Below are 16,838 nucleotides of genomic sequence, written 5' to 3'. Positions count from 1 at the left end.
GGGGGCAATCCTTAACTCTGTTCGGGGACGGATGCTAGCGGCAGCGCGCGTCGGATTACGCGCCCTCTTCCCGCCGAGCTGCATCGCCTGCGGTGAGGCGGTCGGCTCCGAGTTCGGCCTTTGCGGCACCTGCTGGGCCGAGACCGAATTCGCCCGCGGCACGGTTTGCGACGCCTGTGGCACGCCGCTGCCCGGTGAAGCCGCAGAGGAGGAGCATGTCCTGTGCGACGATTGCATCGCCCATCCGCGTGCATGGGCACAGGGCCGCACGGCGATGCTTTATTCGGGCACCGGGCGCAATCTGGTGCTCGCGCTCAAACATGGCGACCGGCTCGATCTCGTCCCCCCGCTTGTGGGCTGGATGGCCCGCGCGGCGGACCCGCTCCTGCAACCCGAGATGATGATCGCCCCGATCCCGCTGCACCGGCTGCGGCTCCTCAAGCGACGGTTCAATCAGGCGGCGGAACTCTCTCGCGCGCTCGCCAGGCGCACCGGTCAGGATCATTGCGCCGATCTCTTTCTGCGCACCCGGCCGACTGCCAGCCAGAAGGGCAAGAGCCGCGAAGACCGTCACGCCAATCTCAGCGAGGCGATCCGGATCAATCCGCGCCGCGCCGGAAACCTCTCGGGACGCGCACTGTTGATCGTCGATGACGTGATGACCTCGGGGGCCACGCTGTCGGCCGCTACCGAAGCGGCGCTGGAGGTCGGCGCAACCCGGGTGTGCATTGTGACACTGGCGCGCGTTGCGAAGGCGCCCTAAATCCCTATAGTCTCGCAGACCACAGGGAATAGAGAATGAAACGCGTCGAAATCTACGTCACCCGCACCTGCCCCTTCTGCATCATGGCCAAGCGCCTTCTCGACAAGAAGGGCGTCGCCTATGAGGAAACCGACGTCGGGGCCCAGCCGCAGCTGCGTGCCGAGATGATGCAGCGCGCCAATGGCCGCCGCACGGTGCCGCAGATCTTCATCGGTGGCGAAAGCATTGGCGGCTGTGACGAGCTGCACGCCCTCGAACATGCGGGCAAGCTCGACGCGATGCTGGCAGGGTGAGGGGATGAAGGCGGCGCTCGTTCAGCTTTCGGTGACCGACGATCCGGCAAAGAACCTGCCGGTGACGCTCGATTTCATCCGCGAGGCCGCCGCAGCCGGTGCCGATCTGATCGCGACACCCGAATGCACGAATCTGATCTCGTCCGATCGCGCCTATCAGCGCGGTGTTCTCGAGCATGAATACCACGACCCGACCCTCGCCGCGATCCGCGCCGAGGCAGAGGCCCATGGCGTCTATATTCTGATCGGCTCGCTCTGCCTGAAGACCGAGGATGACGACGGCCGCTTCGCCAATCGGTCCTTCCTGATCGGGCGCAAGGGCGATGTGAAAGCCCGCTACGACAAGATCCACATGTTCGACGTGGACGTGTCCGAGACCGAGCGTTATCGCGAATCCGAAGGCTACCGCCCCGGACGCGAAGCGGTTCTGGCCGCCACGAAATACGCCGAGATCGGCATGTCGGTCTGCTACGATCTGCGCTTCCCGCATCTCTACCGCACGCTGGCGCAGGCCGGCGCGCAGATCCTCACGATCCCCGCCGCCTTCAACGACACGACCGGCAAAGCCCATTGGGAAGTGCTGGTGCGCGCCCGCGCAATCGAGAACACCTGCTTCGTGCTGGCGCCTGCGCAATGCGGCAGCCACGCCACCCACGGCGACAAGCCCCGCCGGACATGGGGTCATTCGATGGCGGTGGGCCCTTGGGGCGAAGTTCTTGCAGATGGCGGCACCGAACCCGGCGTGACGCTGGTCGATCTTGATCTCGGGCAAGTCGATGCGGTGCGTTCTCGCATGCGTTCGCTCTTTCATGACCGGAGCTTCGACGGGCCATGAGTAGCGCAGAAACAGATCCGCTCGCCGCGACGCTCTTTGCCGAGGTCTTCATGGCCGATCAGCTCGCGCGCAACGTCGTCAGCCGCGCCCTGCCCAAGGGGATGGAAATCTCGCATTTCTCGGTGCTGAACCTGCTCGCTCATATCAACGAGGAGCGCACCCCTGCCCAATTGGCCGAGGCCCTTCATGTCACGCGCGGCGCGATGACCAACACTCTGGCAAAGCTCGAATGGGCCGGTCATGTGCATATCCGCCCCGACTGGGACGATGCGCGGCGCAAGTGGGTCTCTCTCTCACCCTCGGGCCGACGTGCCCGCGATGCGGCGCTGGCCTCGCTCATGCCGATCATCGGTGGCATCGTGCGTGACCTGGGCCCCGACAAAGTCCGCGCCACCCTGCCTGTCCTGCGCGAATTGCGTGCCCGGCTGGAAGAAAACTGAGCGCAATAGTACCCGCCACCGGGAGACACGGCAGCGCTGAGCAAGCGAACGCCCGAACCGTACCGGGCGTGACATCACGATCCGGGAAACCGCGACACCGTCACCTGAAGACTATCGACTTCTTCGAACCGCGCGATTCGGGATGCCTGCGCTGGAACGCAGCTTTGCGACGACGCGCCGCGAGATGCTGATCCCCTCCGCGCGAAGTGCATCGCTCAATTCGCCATCATTGAGCGGGCGTACCGGGTCCTCTCCGGCGATCATCTGCTCGATCCGTGCCTTGATGGCCAGGCTGCCCTGCACCGGAGAGGCTTCCGCTTGTCGGCGAAGCGCGCGCGAGAAAAACTCTCGCAATGGCAGAACCCCCATCGCGGGCGTCGCGGCGGAAGAAGAACTCGCGAGCCGCCCCACCGTGCTTTCGTGAAGACCAAGTCGGCGCGCAGCTTCCCGGCGCGTGAAAACCCGCTGACCAACCGGGCCGTGAGAAAGAAACTGCGCCTGCTCACCGGCCAAAAGGCGACCAAGCGCCAGCAGGTTTTCATTGCGCGTCTTAAGGGCGCTGACGAGCCGAAGCGCCGCGCTTTTCTCCCGCGAGAACGACATTGCAGAGCTCGCGCCCTGTTTGAAGTCATTGATCTCCAGGCGCGGAAGGCTCTCGGGATTAAGTCGGGCAATCCAGCTGTCGCCCTCTCTTTCGAAGAGAAGATCGGCAATGCGCGTGCGTGCCGTGTCCGTCGAGAAACCGGCCGCAGGCCGCGGGTTCAGATCGCGCAGCCGGGCCAGAAGTGGAGCCAATTCGTCGGCTCCGAGGCCCGCCGCCTCCGCGAGCGCGGCGGGCCCTCGATCGGCAAGAACCGGAAGCGCGTCGAGCATCCGGCGCATCTGTGGTGAAATCTCTTCCTCTTCGGCAAGCTGCAGGGCGAGACATTCGCCAAGCGAGCGGGCAAAGAGGCCACGGGGCTCGATTGCCTGAAGCGCGGCAAGAACGGTTTCGACGCGCGCGGGCGTAACCCGCAACGTGGCGGCGATCGTCTCGACCGGCATCTCGAGAAAGCCGTTCGGTCCCATCGCATCGAGCAGGGCCAGCACCACGGAACGATCTGACGTGCGCGGCACAAGACGGTCGATCTGGGCCAGCACATGCGCGCGCAACGACAGCCCGGGCGCGGCGATGTCGGCCACGCCGTCCTCCATTGCCGGGGGCATGCGCACCCTCAACCAGGGATTATCGGAGGCGGCCTCGCGCAGGGTCTGCGCCAGTTCGAGATTGGAAAGCTCCAGAAAGCCGATCGCCCGATGCAGGTCCTGGGTAAGCTTTAACCCGGTATCGAGGCGTTGGGTGACTTTCTGGGTGAGTTTCATGTCTTCTTAACGTTGCGGCGGAAGAACTCGGCGAAGGCTCTTGCCACTCTGTCGTTGTCGAGCGCCCCGTCAAGCGAGGCCAACGCGGTCTCGGCCCGGTCGAGGGGCACGCGCTCGCCCCGATAGGCGATCAGAAGATCGTGGATGTAGCCGGGCTGGAATTCGGGGTGGAACTGTACCGACATTGCGGGAAAGCCGGTATAGACCAGCCCGCCATTGGGCGACGGATCGTTCGACAAAAGCCGCGCCGCGCCCGGAGGCAGCGCGGTGATCTGATCTTGGTGGAAGGACAGGGCGGTGAGCGGATCGGGACCGAAGACCTCTGCGCCTTCCGGCGAAAGCATGTGCTCCTGCCGCCCGAGCATCCAGCCTGCCGCGGATTTCTCGACCGTCCCGCCGAAGGCCTGCGCCATCACCTGATGACCGAAACAGACCCCCGCCACCGGGCGATTGCGCGCGCGCAACTCGCGCAGGAAGGCCTCGAGCGGGGCGATCCAGTCATGGTCTTCATAGACGCCCGCGCGCGACCCGGTCACGAGATAGGCGTCATAGAGATCGGGATTTTCGGGGAGCGCATCGCCCCCTGCGACGAAAATGTTGTCGAACGTCGCCTCGGGCAAGGCCGGTGCCAGCCAGCGCTCGAACATCCCCGCATAGGTGCCATGGGCGGGCCGGAACGCCTCGGCGGGGCGATCGGCTTCGAGAATACAAAGTTTCATTGTCGTCCTGAGGATAGGTCGGCCGGGACACATTGCGCCCCGGCCGGGAAGGTCAGCTCAACTCGATCCAGACCGATTTGGTCTGCGTGTATTGCGTCAGCGCCTCGAGGCACTTGTCGCGCCCGTTGCCCGACTGCTTGAACCCGCCCCACGGCGTCGTGGCATCGCCCGCCTCATAGGCGTTGACCCAGACGATCCCCGCCTCGACATCGCGGGCGAAGCGATGCGCGTTCTTCACATTCGAGGTCCAGATCGCGGCGGCCAGCCCGTAGATCGTGTCGTTCGCGGTCTCGATCGCATGGTCGAGATTGTCCACCGGGATGATCGAGGCGACCGGGCCGAAGATTTCCTCCTGCGCGATCTTCATCTTGTTCGACACATCGGTGAACAGCGTCGGCTCGACGAAGCAGCCCGCGTTGAAATTGGCCGGGACATTGCCGCCGAAGGCGAGCTTGGCCCCTTCCTTGCGGCCCGCCTCGATATAGCCCAGCACGCGCGATTGCTGTTCGGGCGTGACCAGCGGCCCCATCGTGGTGGCGGGATCGAGCGGATCGCCGGGAATGTGCATGTCTTTTGCTGCCTCGGTGAAAAGCGCGATATATTCTTCATAGACCGCGCGCTCGACGAGGATGCGCGAGCCGGCCGAGCAGACCTCGCCCTGATTGCCGTAGATCCCCGCGACGCCGGTCGCGGCGGCCTTCGCCAGATCCTCGCAATCGGCCAGCACGATCTGGGGCGACTTGCCACCGCATTCGGTGCTGACCCGCTTCATGTTCGACTGGCCCGCATAGATCATCATCAGCTTGCCGACCTCGCCCGAACCGGTGAAGCCGATCTTGTCCACGTCCATGTGGAGCGCCAGCGGCTTGCCGGTATCCTCGCCAAAGCCGGTGACGACGTTGAAGACGCCATCGGGCCCGCCCGCCTCGGAGAACAGTTTCGCCAGAAGCAGTGCCGAGAGCGGCGATTGCTCGGCCGGTTTCAGCACGATGGAGTTGCCGACGCTCAGCGCGGGCGCGATCTTCCATGCGGCCATCATCAGCGGGTAGTTCCACGGCACGACGAGCCCGCAGACCCCCAGCGGCTGGCGCAGGATGTAATGGAGCGCGTCGGCATTGGTGTTGGTCACCACGCCCTCCATCTTGTCGATCACCTCGGCGAAGAAGCGGATCGTCATCAGCGAGCCGGGAATGTCGATGTTGAACATGTCCGAGATCGGCTTGCCCATGTCGAGCGTATCGAGCAGCGCGAAATCCTCGGCATGTTCCTCGATCAGATCGGCGAAACGGCTCATCACCGCCATCCGCGCGGTGGGCTCCATCCGCGACCAGACGCCCGATTTGAACGCCTTCTTCGCGGCTGCGACTGCGCGGTCCACATCCTCGGCACTGCCGCGCGCGACAGCGGCCACAACCTGCCCATTGGCCGGGTTGATGGTTTCGAATTTGGCGCCCGACGCCGCATCGACGAACTTGCCGTCGATGAACATCCGCGTTTCGGGCGCGAGTGCGGCGGCGCGAGCCTGCCAGTCCTTCAGAGTCATGGTCATTGGCGTTCCCTCCATGTCGTTATTTTTTGCGCTCGCGCGTCGCGATGACCGCGACCACGATGAGAATGAGCGACAGAAGCACGATGATCGTGCCCACCGCGTTGATTTCCGGCGTCACGCCGCGGCGCATCGTCGAGTAGATATACATCGGCAGCGTGTTGTCGCGCCCGGTCAGGAAGAAGGTCACCGGGATCTCGTCGAAGCTGAGAACGAAGCTCAACAGCCCCGCCCCGATGATCGCCGAGCGGATATTCGGCAAGGTGATGTCGATGAAGCTGCGCCAGGGCGAGGCGCCCAGATCGAAGGCCGCTTCCTCGAGCGACGGCGGCAGGCGTTGCAGCCGCGCATAGACCTGCGTGACCACCACACCCAGAAGCGCGGTCGCATGGCCCAGGATCACCGTCTCGAGGCTCAGCGGAAAGCCCATCAGCTTGAACATGTTGAGCATCGAGATACCGGTGACGATCCCCGGCAGCGTGATCGGCAGCAGGATCAGCCTGCGGAACACGGATTTGCCGGGGAAGTCGAACTTGTGCAGCACCATCGCCGCCGGTACGCCCACCGCGAGGGTCACGACCGTCGCCAGCGTCGCGACATAGAAGCTGTTGCCGATCGCCGCGATCAGGTCGGAATTGCTCCACAGCTTGCGATACCAGTCGAGCGTGAACCCCGAGAGCGGCCAGGTAAGCGAGCGCGAGTCGTTGAAGGAAAACGCGATCAGGACCCAGATCGGGATGTAGAGAAACGCCATCAGGATTGCGACGAAACTCATGAAGGCCGTGTCGGCACCAAAACGCGACAGGAGGCCGGGTGTTTTCTGTGCCATGGTCAGACGCCTCCCGTCATGCCTTTGCACTCCATCCGGTCGGAGAGGGAGACGATGGTGAGAACGACGACGAGCATCACGATCGCCAGCGCCGAGCCCAGCGGCCAGTTCAGTGCCGCGCCGAACTGCGTGGCGATCACGTTGGCGATGAGGTTGCCGTCAGGCCCACCCACGAGGAAGGGCGCGATGAAGTCTCCGAAGGAGAGACAGAAGGTCAGCGTGAACCCCGCCGCGACACCGGGCAGCGACAAGGGCAGCGTGACCGTCCAGAAACTGCGCCACGGCCCCATCCCGAGATCGGCCGAGGCCTCCGTCAGGTTGGTCGGGATCTTCTCGAGCGCGGTGTAGATCGGCATCACCATGAAGGGGATGAAGATATAGGTGAGCGTCACCACCATCGCGAACTGGTTGTAGAGAAACAGGCTCGACGGCTCGTCGATGATCCCGAGCGACATCAGGAAGGAGTTCAGAACGCCCTCGGTGCCTAGGATCGTCTTCCAGATATAGGCCCGCAGCAGGTAGCTCACCCACAGGGGCGCGATTACCGCCATGTAAAGCCAGGTCCGCAGCGCCACCGAACGGCAGCGGAAGACGAGGTAATAGGCGAAGGGATAGGCCAGCAGGAAGGAGGCGGCCGAGACCAGCACCGAGATCTTCAGCGTGCGCAGGAAGACCCGCACATATTGGGGGTCGGTGAAGATCGTGATGTAGTTCCCGAACTGGAAGGCCGGGATGAAGGTCGGGTATTTCTTCAGCCAGAAGGAATAGGTGACGATGATCCCGTAGGGCAGCAGCATGAACAGTGCGATCCACATGAGCGGGATACCCATCACCAGCATGCCTGGAAGGTTGCGGCGCAGGAAGCTCATGGCGTCACCGTCCCTTCGAAGACGAAGACGTTATGAGCGGCCACGCCCAGGCGAACCGGCGCGCCGGTTTGCGGCAAGGTCGAATGCGAGAGCTTATCGGGCAGCAAGGTGTCGGCGTCGATCTTGCTGCCATCGGCGAGCGTCACCGAAATCCGCAGGCCCAGCCCGTAATAGATAACCTCGGCGATGGTGCCCTCGAAAACGTTATCGGCGGTCTCGCCCTCTGCGAGGAGTTTCACCTTCTCGGGGCGCACGCCAACGGTGACGGTCGCGCCTTCGCTCAGCGTGACATCGGGATGGGCGGTGATCTGCGTGCCGCCCGCCGCGATCGTCGCGACCCCGCCCGAGAGCGCGCTGACCTTGCCGGGAAGAAAGCTCGTCGTTCCGATGAAATTCGCGACATAGGGGCTCGCCGGATGATCGTAGAGATCCTGCGGGCGGCCTTCCTGGGCGATCCTGCCCTTCTCCATCACGACCACGCGGTCCGACATAACCAGCGCTTCGGTCTGGTCATGGGTCACCATGATGAAGGTGATGCCGACCTTTTCGTGCAGGTGCTTGAGTTCGATCTGCATCTGCTCGCGCAATTTCGCATCGAGGGCCGAGAGCGGTTCGTCGAGCAACAGGACCTTCGGACGGCGCACGATGGCGCGGGCAAGCGCGATCCGCTGGCGCTGCCCGCCCGAGAGCTGCTGCGGGCGCTGGTTGAGCTTGTCATAGAGACCCACCAGCATCAGCGCATCCTTCACGCGCGTGCGCACCGTATCCTTGTCGAGCTTGAAGGTCTTGAGACCGTAAGCCACGTTCTCGCCGATCGTCATATGCGGAAAGAGCGCGTAATCCTGAAAGACCATGTTGACCTCGCGCTTGTAGGGCGGGTCAAAGGTCACGTCCTTGTCGGCGAGCCGGATCGCTCCGGCCGTCGGTTCCTCGAACCCGCCGATCATGCGCAGGAGGGTGGATTTGCCACAGCCCGAGGGCCCCAGAAGCGTGACGAATTCGCCGTCCTCCACGGTGAGAGACACGTTATCCACGCCGATGATGGTTGGACTGTAATGTTTGGAGATATTCTCCAACTCGATGATTGCGGCCATGTCGCCTTGTTCCCTGCTAGTCCGGAAACGGGCGCCCCCTCCCCGGTCGCCTGTTTCCCTGATCCCTGAGGCGACCCCGCTTCCGGGGTCGCCGAGCTTTCGCGGTGTTATTGGGCCTTCACAGCGTTCCAGGCATTGGTATAGGCCTCGAACCGATCGCCCAGCGGCGTCCAGATCAGCAGGCTGTCGAGATAGGCGGGGTCATCCTGATGGAGCGCCGCGAACTGCTCGGGCGTCATGCAGCTCTTGGCCGCCGAGGCGTTCGCCGCGGAGTAGCCGTTGACATTGGCCACGCCGCACTGACCGAGTTCGGAGAGCTGCATGTTGAGGAACTTGTAGGCGCATTCCTTGTTCGGCGTGCCCTTCACCACCATCCAGCTGTCGAGCCAGCCTTCGGCCCCCTCTTTCGGGATGAACTCGGTGACCTTCACGCCTTCATCGGCCAGCAGGCTCGATTGATAGCCTGCCCAGGTGTTCGAGATCACGACCTCGCCCGCTTTGTAGAGATCGACCAGTTCGCCCGCCGTCGCCCAGTATTTGCGGATCAGCGGCTTTTGTTCGACGAGCGTCTTCTGCGCGGCCGCGATCTGCTCGTCGGAGAGCGAATAGATGTTCATGTCACCGTTCTTGCGCGCCGCCACATAGATCGCGCTCTTGTCGTCCCAGAGCGAGATCTTGCCCTTGAGATCCTCGCGCCACAGATCCGCGATCGAGGTTGGCGGCGTGTCGAAGGCATCGTCGCGATACATGAAGGCGATCGCGCCCCAGCTATAGGGCATCCCGTAATATTCGCCGTCCTTCTGGATCCCGTCGAGGGCGAGGAACTTCGGATAGATATCGTTCCAGCCTTCGATCTTTGCCGTATCGAGAGGCTCGACGAAATCGAGGTCGATCATCAGCTTGGTCGTGTCGATCGACGGGGTGATCAGGTCATAGACGCCGCCGCCAGCCATCAGCTTCGGGGCGAAGTCGTCATTCGAGCCGACATAGGTGGCGTTCACCTGGCAGCCCGAGGTCTCCTCGAATTTCGAGATGAAGGAGGGGTCGGCATAGCCTTCCCAGGTCAGCACGTTGATCGTGCCTTCCGCCAGCACCGGCGATGCGGTGAGGGCGAGCAGGCCAAGCGTGCCGAGCATCGTCTTCTTGATAGTCATGTCTTCTCTCCACTGTTGGTTTTTTTCGGCCGTTTACGGCTCTTTTCGGGTCTTTCGGGAAATGGTGCCGATATCGACACCAAGGGCGGCAGCAGCCTTGCGTTTGCTGCCATGCACACGGATCGCGTCTTCGATGATCCGCAATTCGTGTTCGCTCACCGCCTCGCGCAGGCTGGTGCCTTCGGAAAAGGCGACGGCCTCCGAGGTGGCGGGTTTGCCGGTGGGGCGCGCGCTCTGCGCAGGGTCGAGCGCCATGAGACGCCGCGGCAGTTCTTCCTCGTCATCGCCCAGCACCGAGATCTGCTGCATCAGGTTCCACAGCTCGCGGATATTGCCCGGGTAGTGATAGGCCCGCAGCCGTGCGCGCAGATCGTCGGAGAGCTGAAGCGGGACCGAACGGCGCTGGTTGATCGCGGTGAGAAAGCGGTCGATCAGGTGATCGAGCAGTTCCGGCACTTCGCGCAGCGGCTTCATCGGCATGTTCACGACCGCGAGCCGGTAATAGAGATCGGTGCGGAAACGGCGATCCTCGGACATTTCCAGAAGGTCGCGATTGGTGGCCGAGATCACCCGCACGTTGACGCGGCGCGGACGGGTTCCTCCGATCCGCAGGATCGTGCCCTCTTCGAGGAAGGACAGCAATTTGGCCTGCAGGGGCAAGGGGATCTCGCCGATCTCGTCGAGAAAGAGCGTACCGCCCTCGGCTGCCTCGATCAGGCCCTTCTTGCCCTCGGTCGACGCCCCGGTGAACGCGCCCTTCTCATAGCCGAACAGCTCGGATTCAAAGAGGCTCTCGGGGATCGCGGCGCAGTTGACCGCGATGAACGGGTCCACGCCATTGGCGACGAAATTGTGCAGATGACGTGCGATTTCCGTTTTCCCGACGCCGGATTCCCCGGTGATGATGACCCGCGCGCCCTGCAAGAGCGCGCGTTCCCCGCGCGAGATCATCCGGTCGAGCCAGGGCGAGATCGCCCTCTGCCGGGCGAAATCGGGTCGCATCCGGCGTTCGGTCGCGCTGGTGAATGTCGGGGCGGAGCGCGCGCCTGTCGCCTGTCTGCGGGCATGGTCGAACACCGCCAGATCGCGCAGCGTGATGACGTGGCCCTCACTGGCGCCGGTCGTCGAAATTCGCCGCAAGGTGACGAAGACCGCTCCGGTCGCTTCGCCGCGCAAGATGAGATTACCGGTTCGGCCTGCTTCAAGCATCTCTCCCAGCAGAGTCCAGTTCAGCGCGGAAAGGTCGTTGAATTTGGCGAACTCGATCCCGGTCATCTCTGCGGCGCTGAAACCGCATAATGCGGCGGCCTGACGGTTCGCGAAGGCAATCGAATGATCGGGGTTGAGAACGATGAGCCCGTCGGCCAGCGCGTCGAGCGCCTGATCGAGCGGGCGGGGCGGTGTCGCGGAGCTTTGCTTCATCGGCTTCCCCTCCATCACCGTCCCCGCGCCCTGAACGGGGTCACTTTGGCGAGTTCGCCGTCCTGCGAGATCGGCCCGAGCCGCGCGCGCAGGCTCAGAACAAGGCATTCCGTCTCCCGCAAGGCCACGCAACGCGCAGAGAGTTCGGCGCGGATCGGGCGATCGGGATTGCGCAGAAGGGTCGGGTAAATCCCGCTCGGATGACCGGGCAGATGATGGCCCGCATCGGCGAAGATTTCCGCGAGCGGCACGGGAAGCTCGATCAGGTCATCGAGACTTCTCGCGGGAAGAAGGTCGGGATTGAGGTCGAGCAATTCCTCGGCGCTGGTATTGATGCGCAGGATGCGGGCGTCGCGATCGACGACCAGAACCGCGTCAGGCAGCGCATCGAGGATCGCCTCCAACGTGTCGATCTCGTCACGCAGAACCGCCGCGCGGCGGGCATGTTTCGAGACATCGCGCACCGTGCCCCACATGCGGTGCAGGAAGTTGCCCCGGATGTGCCCGCGCACGTCGTTCTCGACCTCGATATAGACGCCGTCATAACGCAGATCGCGCGAGGGCGAGGCATTGACATCGAAGCTCGCGCGGATCAGGCGGCGCACGAAATCCTCGTTCTCGGGCGAGCGCGGGAAAGTCTCGTGCACGGGGAGCGCGTTGAAGTCCTTGCCTTCGGGCGTGCGATAGAGCCGCGCCATCGCATCGTTGCAGAACCGCCAATGCGGGCCGTTCTCGAAGACCTGACGGATGATCTCCTGTTCGGGGGCCGAGAGGTCCACGGGCTCCGCCCATTCCATGCACCATCCCGCATCGTCGGAGGCCGCGAGGATCGACTCGAGGATTTCCTTTTCCTCGGCGAGGTTCGCAACCTCTCCGAGCGCCCCGCCCGCGGGCCATTTCACCGAGCGCAGGCAAAGCCCGTGCTCGGGGTCGGTGAAGCGCGTCACGATCGCGGTGACGCCGAGCCGCGCGCCCTGCTGCGTGCGCATCTCAAGCGCGATGACATGCGGCCCGGCGGTGGTCTCGGTGAAGACCTCTTCAAGCCGTTTGCGGGAGTCGAGCGGATAGACCGCCGACCATGGCGCGTCCTCGACCGCGCCCGGCGAGAAGCCGAGCACGGTTTCTTGCGAAGCGCATGCAGACACGATCCGTCCGTCCCGGCTGAGAACGTCGATCATCTCGGTCTCTGATCTGGTTGGATCTGTCATGCTCTGGGCTCCTATCCGGGGGTCAACGGGTTACGGCACGCAATGCAGGTATTGCTCCACATCCCAATTGGTGACCTCACGCAGGAAGCGTGTCCACTCATCCTGTTTGTATTCGTCGAAGACTTCGTAGAGCCGGCCCGGAAGTGCCGAACGAATGACCTCGTCTTCCTTGAGCGCGTCGAGCGCATCCCGAAGATTGAGCGGAATGAGGTTCACCTCCCCTCCCGACTGCCAGACCTCGGTCACGTTGCGCGACTCGGGCGCGCCCGGGTCGATCTTGTTGCGGATGCCATCGTCCATCGCCTTCAGCAGCGCGCCGCAGAACAGGTGCGGGTTGACCATGCTGTCCACCGCGCGGAACTCGAACCGGTCGGGCGAGGAGATGCGCACCGTGCAGGAGCGGTTCTGCAGGCCCCAATTCGCCCCGATCGGCGCCCAGAGACCGTAGTCGTTGAACCGGCGATAGGAGTTCACGGTCGACGCACCGATACAGGTCAGCGCGTTGATATGCTTGAGCGAGCCACCCAGAACATGATGCCCGAGCTCCGTCGGCAGCCAGCCGCCTTCGGTGTTCTCGAACTCGTTCACGCCGCCCTTGGAATACATCCAGTTCTCTTCCATGCCCGGCAATTCGCCCGGCACGATGTCCTGCACCTCGCGTTCGCCGCCGGTCCAGATCGAACAGTTGTGGTGACAGCCATTGGCCGCGTAACCCATGAAGGGTTTCGCCATGAAACAAGCGATCAGCCCACGCTGGCGCGCGACCTCGGCGCAGATCTGGCGATAGGTCGTCATCCGGTCGCAGGTCGGCAGCGCGTCGTCGAACTGGTAGTTGAGTTCGATCTGGCCGGGCGCGTCTTCGCAATCGCCCTGGATCATGTCGAGACCCATCGCACGGGCGTAGTCGGAGACCTGCATCCAGATATCGCGGGCGCTCTCGAACTGGCCGATGTGATAGGCGAGCGGCTCGGTCACGCCGGAATAGGGGCGCACCTCGCCGGCCTCGGGCTTGAGCCAGAGCATCTCGGGCTCGAGGCCCACGCGCAGATGCAACCCGTTATGGGCCTCGCGGAACTCGCGGTCGAAACGCTTGAGGTTCCCGCGGGTGTCGTATTCGTAATACTGGCCGGGGAAATTCGGATCCTCTAGGCTGTAGAACAGCGTGCAGAACACGCGCGCGACGCGCTTGTCCCAGGGGAGCTGGACGAACGTGTCAGGGTCGGGCAGCGCGATGCATTCCATCGCGTTGGAGTCAAAGCCGATCAGGTTGCCCTTGAAATCCGGCAGCACGTTGGTGACGCCGCCCATCCAGGTCTGAACACCCTTGCGCGCCTGCGTCTCCCAATGGCGTGCCGGAGCGGCCTTGCCCATCACCCGGCCGGTGATCGAGATGTATTGATAGTAGATGTAATCGACCCCGAGCGCGTCGATCTTCTTGCGCACCCGTTCGACCAGTTCGGCCCGGCCGGGTGCATCGACTTCGCGGTGATAATCGGTATCGGTAGTCATTCTTGGCTCCCTATTGGTTTTCTTGTGTCTCAGCCTTCGAGGTAGCGGGCGCGTTCTTCGGCGCTGACTGCCTTGGCGAGGCTGGCGTATTCGGCGCGGCAGGCGGCCGCGAAGTTCTCGGTGAAAGCGGCGCCGAAGATCCGGGCGGCATCGTCGCTTGCGGCGATCCGCTCCGCGGCCTCGGCGAGATCGCGCGGGAAACGGCTTGCGCCTACCGGGACGAAATCGGGATGCGCGGCGGCGCTCGGCTCGGGCGCGGGCAGGTCGCGCTCGATCCCGTCGAGCCCCGCGCCCAGCATCAGCGCCATCGTCAGATAGGGATTGCAATCGGCGGGCGGCACCCGGAATTCGAGCCGCGCGCGCGCGCCGGTATGCGGCACCGAGCGCACCGCGACGGTGAAGGGATATTCCGCCCAGGTGAGCGACTTCGGAGCCCAGCTTCCCGGCGCGAGGCGGCGGTAGGCATTCACGCTCGAGGTGCACATGGCGAAGGCCTCGGGCACGACCGCCATCATCCCGGCGATGAATTTCTTCGCCAGATCATTGGTCTTGCCATCTGGCGAAGCGAAGACGTTCGTGCCGGTTTTCGCGTCGCGCAGGCTCATAGAGCAATGACCACCGATACCGGGATAGTCCGCGCCCATATAGGGCATGAAGCTTGCCGTCTTGCCCTGCTTGCGGGCGTAGGCGCGCGCGGCCAAACGCAGGAAGCTCGCGTCGTCGGCGGCGCGCAGCCCCTCGGTCGCGGCGGTCGTGGCCTCGAGACAGCCCGGCCCCAGCTCGACGCTCAGCGAATAGAGCGAGACGTCATGGCCAAGGATTTCGGCCTCCATCCCGGCGATGAACTCGGCATGGGTATTCGCGGTGGCGCCCGACCAGCACTTGTTGTCGGGGGCGAATTTCGCGAGCCCCGCGAAGCCTTTCTCGCGCGCGGTGGTCGCGTCTTCCTCAAGCACGATAAGCTCGAATTCGAACGCGGCATCGACCTTGAACCCCATCGCCTCGGCGCGCTCAAGCTGGCGGCGCAGCACCTGACGCGGCATCAGTTCCTTCGCCTCGCCCGACAGTTCCGCGATCACCGTGACCGCATCCGGCTCGGAGGGGTTCGAACGCATCGAGGTAGGGTCGATCTCGACCGTCTCGGTGAAATAGGAACTGCCGCCGAAAAGGTTGTCGCCGCTGTCCCAATAGGCCAGCACATTGGCGAAGCGCGCATCCCCGGCCCAGTCGAGAAATTGCGCCTTGCGCAACCGGCGTTCGCGCAGGACCGAGGCGTAATCGAACTGGCCGACATGCACGATCTCGGCGTCGAACTTGGCGAGGGCAGCTTCGAGGAGGTCGTTCATCTGGGGGCTCATGCGGTTTCTTTCGGGGTGAGCGCGGCCGTCAGGCGGGCGCGGTGTTTGGCAATCAGTGCGGGCGGAGCGCCAAGGCCGATCACGCCGGTAAGCGCGCCGTCGCGGGCGTATTCGACGATCACGGGCGCCTCGCCGATCTGGCTCAGGTCGCCTTCGACAACGGTTTGCGTCTCGGCCAGCGCCGGGGCGCCAAATGCCTGAACGCGCATGCCGTATTGATCCGACCAGAAGCTCGGCAGCGGCGAAAATCCGGGCTCGGGCGTATCGCCCGCCTCAATCGCGGCGATGGTTTGCGCGGCGCGTCTGGCGGTGAAGCCGGGGATGCACCAATGCTCGACCCGGCGCGGGACATCATCGAACAGCGGATTGGCAAAGCGCGCGATATCACCGACCGCGAGCAGATTCGGCGCGCCGACCGCCCGCATCGTGTCATCGACCAGAACGCCATCGCTGAGATCCGCGCCGCTCCCGGCAAGCCATTCCGTGTTGGGCAGCGATCCGAGCGCTTCGACGATCACATCGGCCTCGATTTCCTTCCCGTTGTCGAGGATCACACGGCCCGGCTGGAACGCTTCGACCATGCGCCCGGTAAGCAGCGTCACCCCATGGCGCCGGTGCAAGGCGGCCATCGCAGCCGCGACACGCGGGCCAAGCGCGCGCATCATCGGTTGCGGCCCCGGCTCGACGATCGTGACATGCAGGCCCAGCTTGCGCGCGGTCGCGGCGATCTCGCAGCCGATGAACCCCGCCCCGATTACCGCTATACGCGCGCCCGGTTGTAGCATCGGCGCGAGCGCGCGGGCGTCGTCGAAGCCCCGCAGGACATGGCGGATGTCTTCGTTTCCGGGAAGTGGCAACCGGCGCGGCCGGATGCCGGTCGCCGCGATCACCCAGTCCGAGCGGACGAGAGAACCATCGGCAAGACGCACACCGGCATTCTCGAAACCCGTCGCGGCCACGCCGAGACGTATCGACACGTCTTCCGGTGTCAGCTTCGAACGCAGCAGGAGCTTGCCGAAAGCCTCGGTTTCATCCGCATCGCCCCCTGCGAAGCTCTCCATCACGTCCTTCGACAGGGGCGGTCGGTTGTAGGGCGCATGCGGCTCGTCGCCGATCAGCGTGAGCTGCGCCTGCGGAAGCGCCGCCTTCAGCGCTTCGGCCGTGCGCAGCCCCGCGAGCGAGGCGCCGACGACGGTGATCCGGGGCCCTGCCATGACCGATCAGCCGAGGATGATGGCCTGCTCGGGGCAGGCATCGGAAGCGGCTTCGGCATCGGCAACTTGCGAGTCGTCGATCACCTCGACCCAATGGAGATCGCCACTCTCGTCGAAGGAGAAGATCTCCGGCGCGGCGATCACGCATTGCCCGTGCAGCAGGCAGATATCCATGTTGACGTGAACTTTCATCTTACTGGTCCCTCTTGCAATTTTTCGGCTG

Annotated in this window: 17 protein-coding genes; 4 read left to right on the top strand and 13 right to left on the bottom strand. The window is 64.1% G+C overall.

Going from position 1 to position 16,838, the window contains the following annotated elements:
* Window positions 1–31: 31 nt before the first annotated feature.
* Genes BMI90_RS05605 through BMI90_RS05590 form a run of 4 tightly spaced genes read left to right on the top strand, consistent with a single transcriptional unit; the run spans window position 32 to window position 2,331 of the window.
* Window positions 32–763: a ComF family protein gene (locus BMI90_RS05605; protein ID WP_078526817.1), complete on the top strand. Its 732-nt coding sequence runs from the start codon at window positions 32–34 to the stop codon at window positions 761–763.
* Between the two features lie 35 nt (window positions 764–798).
* Window positions 799–1,056, top strand: coding sequence for a glutaredoxin 3 (gene grxC, locus BMI90_RS05600; RefSeq protein ID WP_078526815.1), 258 nt, complete (start codon window positions 799–801; stop codon window positions 1,054–1,056).
* Between the two features lie 4 nt (window positions 1,057–1,060).
* Window positions 1,061–1,891 (top strand): carbon-nitrogen hydrolase family protein, encoded by an 831-nt coding sequence (locus tag BMI90_RS05595; protein WP_078526813.1) that lies wholly within the window; start codon window positions 1,061–1,063, stop codon window positions 1,889–1,891.
* Window positions 1,888–2,331, top strand: coding sequence for a MarR family transcriptional regulator (locus tag BMI90_RS05590; protein ID WP_078526811.1), 444 nt, complete (start codon window positions 1,888–1,890; stop codon window positions 2,329–2,331). Before BMI90_RS05595 ends, BMI90_RS05590 begins: the two co-directional genes overlap by 4 nt.
* Before the next feature lie 111 nt (window positions 2,332–2,442).
* On the opposite strand, the gene BMI90_RS05585 is transcribed toward BMI90_RS05590, so the two are convergent.
* The 13 genes from BMI90_RS05585 to BMI90_RS05525 all read right to left on the bottom strand — a co-directional run bounded on the left by BMI90_RS05585 (window position 2,443) and on the right by BMI90_RS05525 (window position 16,807).
* Window positions 2,443–3,693 (bottom strand): hypothetical protein, encoded by a 1,251-nt coding sequence (locus BMI90_RS05585; protein WP_078526809.1) that lies wholly within the window; start codon window positions 3,691–3,693, stop codon window positions 2,443–2,445.
* Complete coding sequence (locus BMI90_RS05580; RefSeq protein WP_168172722.1) at window positions 3,690–4,412, bottom strand: type 1 glutamine amidotransferase; 723 nt, start codon at window positions 4,410–4,412, stop codon at window positions 3,690–3,692. Before BMI90_RS05580 ends, BMI90_RS05585 begins: the two co-directional genes overlap by 4 nt.
* Window positions 4,413–4,464: 52 nt before the next feature.
* Complete coding sequence (locus BMI90_RS05575) at window positions 4,465–5,961, bottom strand: aldehyde dehydrogenase (RefSeq protein WP_078526805.1); 1,497 nt, start codon at window positions 5,959–5,961, stop codon at window positions 4,465–4,467.
* A gap of 19 nt (window positions 5,962–5,980) precedes the next feature.
* Window positions 5,981–6,787: an ABC transporter permease gene (locus BMI90_RS05570; RefSeq protein ID WP_038073648.1), complete on the bottom strand. Its 807-nt coding sequence runs from the start codon at window positions 6,785–6,787 to the stop codon at window positions 5,981–5,983.
* Between the two features lie 2 nt (window positions 6,788–6,789).
* Window positions 6,790–7,656, bottom strand: coding sequence for an ABC transporter permease (locus BMI90_RS05565; protein WP_078526803.1), 867 nt, complete (start codon window positions 7,654–7,656; stop codon window positions 6,790–6,792).
* A complete protein-coding gene (locus BMI90_RS05560; protein WP_078526801.1) occupies window positions 7,653–8,750 on the bottom strand; it encodes an ABC transporter ATP-binding protein in 1,098 nt (365 codons plus the stop codon). The genes BMI90_RS05565 and BMI90_RS05560 overlap by 4 nt, the downstream gene beginning before the upstream one ends.
* A gap of 107 nt (window positions 8,751–8,857) precedes the next feature.
* Window positions 8,858–9,904, bottom strand: a complete 1,047-nt coding sequence (locus BMI90_RS05555; protein ID WP_078526799.1) for an ABC transporter substrate-binding protein — start codon at window positions 9,902–9,904, stop codon at window positions 8,858–8,860.
* A gap of 33 nt (window positions 9,905–9,937) precedes the next feature.
* Entirely contained in the window at window positions 9,938–11,326 is a 1,389-nt protein-coding gene (locus BMI90_RS05550; RefSeq protein WP_168172721.1) for a sigma 54-interacting transcriptional regulator, read from the bottom strand.
* Between the two features lie 14 nt (window positions 11,327–11,340).
* On the bottom strand, window positions 11,341–12,534 hold the full coding sequence (locus BMI90_RS05545; protein WP_078527254.1) for a PAS domain-containing protein: 1,194 nt from the start codon (window positions 12,532–12,534) through the stop codon (window positions 11,341–11,343).
* Window positions 12,535–12,564: 30 nt separating this feature from the next.
* Window positions 12,565–14,043, bottom strand: a complete 1,479-nt coding sequence (locus BMI90_RS05540; RefSeq protein WP_078526795.1) for a glutamine synthetase family protein — start codon at window positions 14,041–14,043, stop codon at window positions 12,565–12,567.
* A 29-nt stretch (window positions 14,044–14,072) separates the two neighbouring features.
* Window positions 14,073–15,389 (bottom strand): glutamine synthetase, encoded by a 1,317-nt coding sequence (locus BMI90_RS05535; protein WP_168172720.1) that lies wholly within the window; start codon window positions 15,387–15,389, stop codon window positions 14,073–14,075.
* An 8-nt stretch (window positions 15,390–15,397) separates the two neighbouring features.
* Window positions 15,398–16,615, bottom strand: coding sequence for an FAD-dependent oxidoreductase (locus BMI90_RS05530; RefSeq protein WP_078526791.1), 1,218 nt, complete (start codon window positions 16,613–16,615; stop codon window positions 15,398–15,400).
* Window positions 16,616–16,621: 6 nt separating this feature from the next.
* Complete coding sequence (locus BMI90_RS05525; protein WP_078526789.1) at window positions 16,622–16,807, bottom strand: ferredoxin; 186 nt, start codon at window positions 16,805–16,807, stop codon at window positions 16,622–16,624.
* Between the last annotated feature and the right edge of the window lie 31 nt (window positions 16,808–16,838).

The organism is Thioclava sp. L04-15 (genome assembly GCF_002020275.1).
Taxonomy (GTDB): domain Bacteria; phylum Pseudomonadota; class Alphaproteobacteria; order Rhodobacterales; family Rhodobacteraceae; genus Thioclava; species Thioclava marina.
The sequence above is the reverse complement of the archived record's forward strand: the minus strand, read 5'-3'. Positions and strand labels throughout refer to the sequence as shown.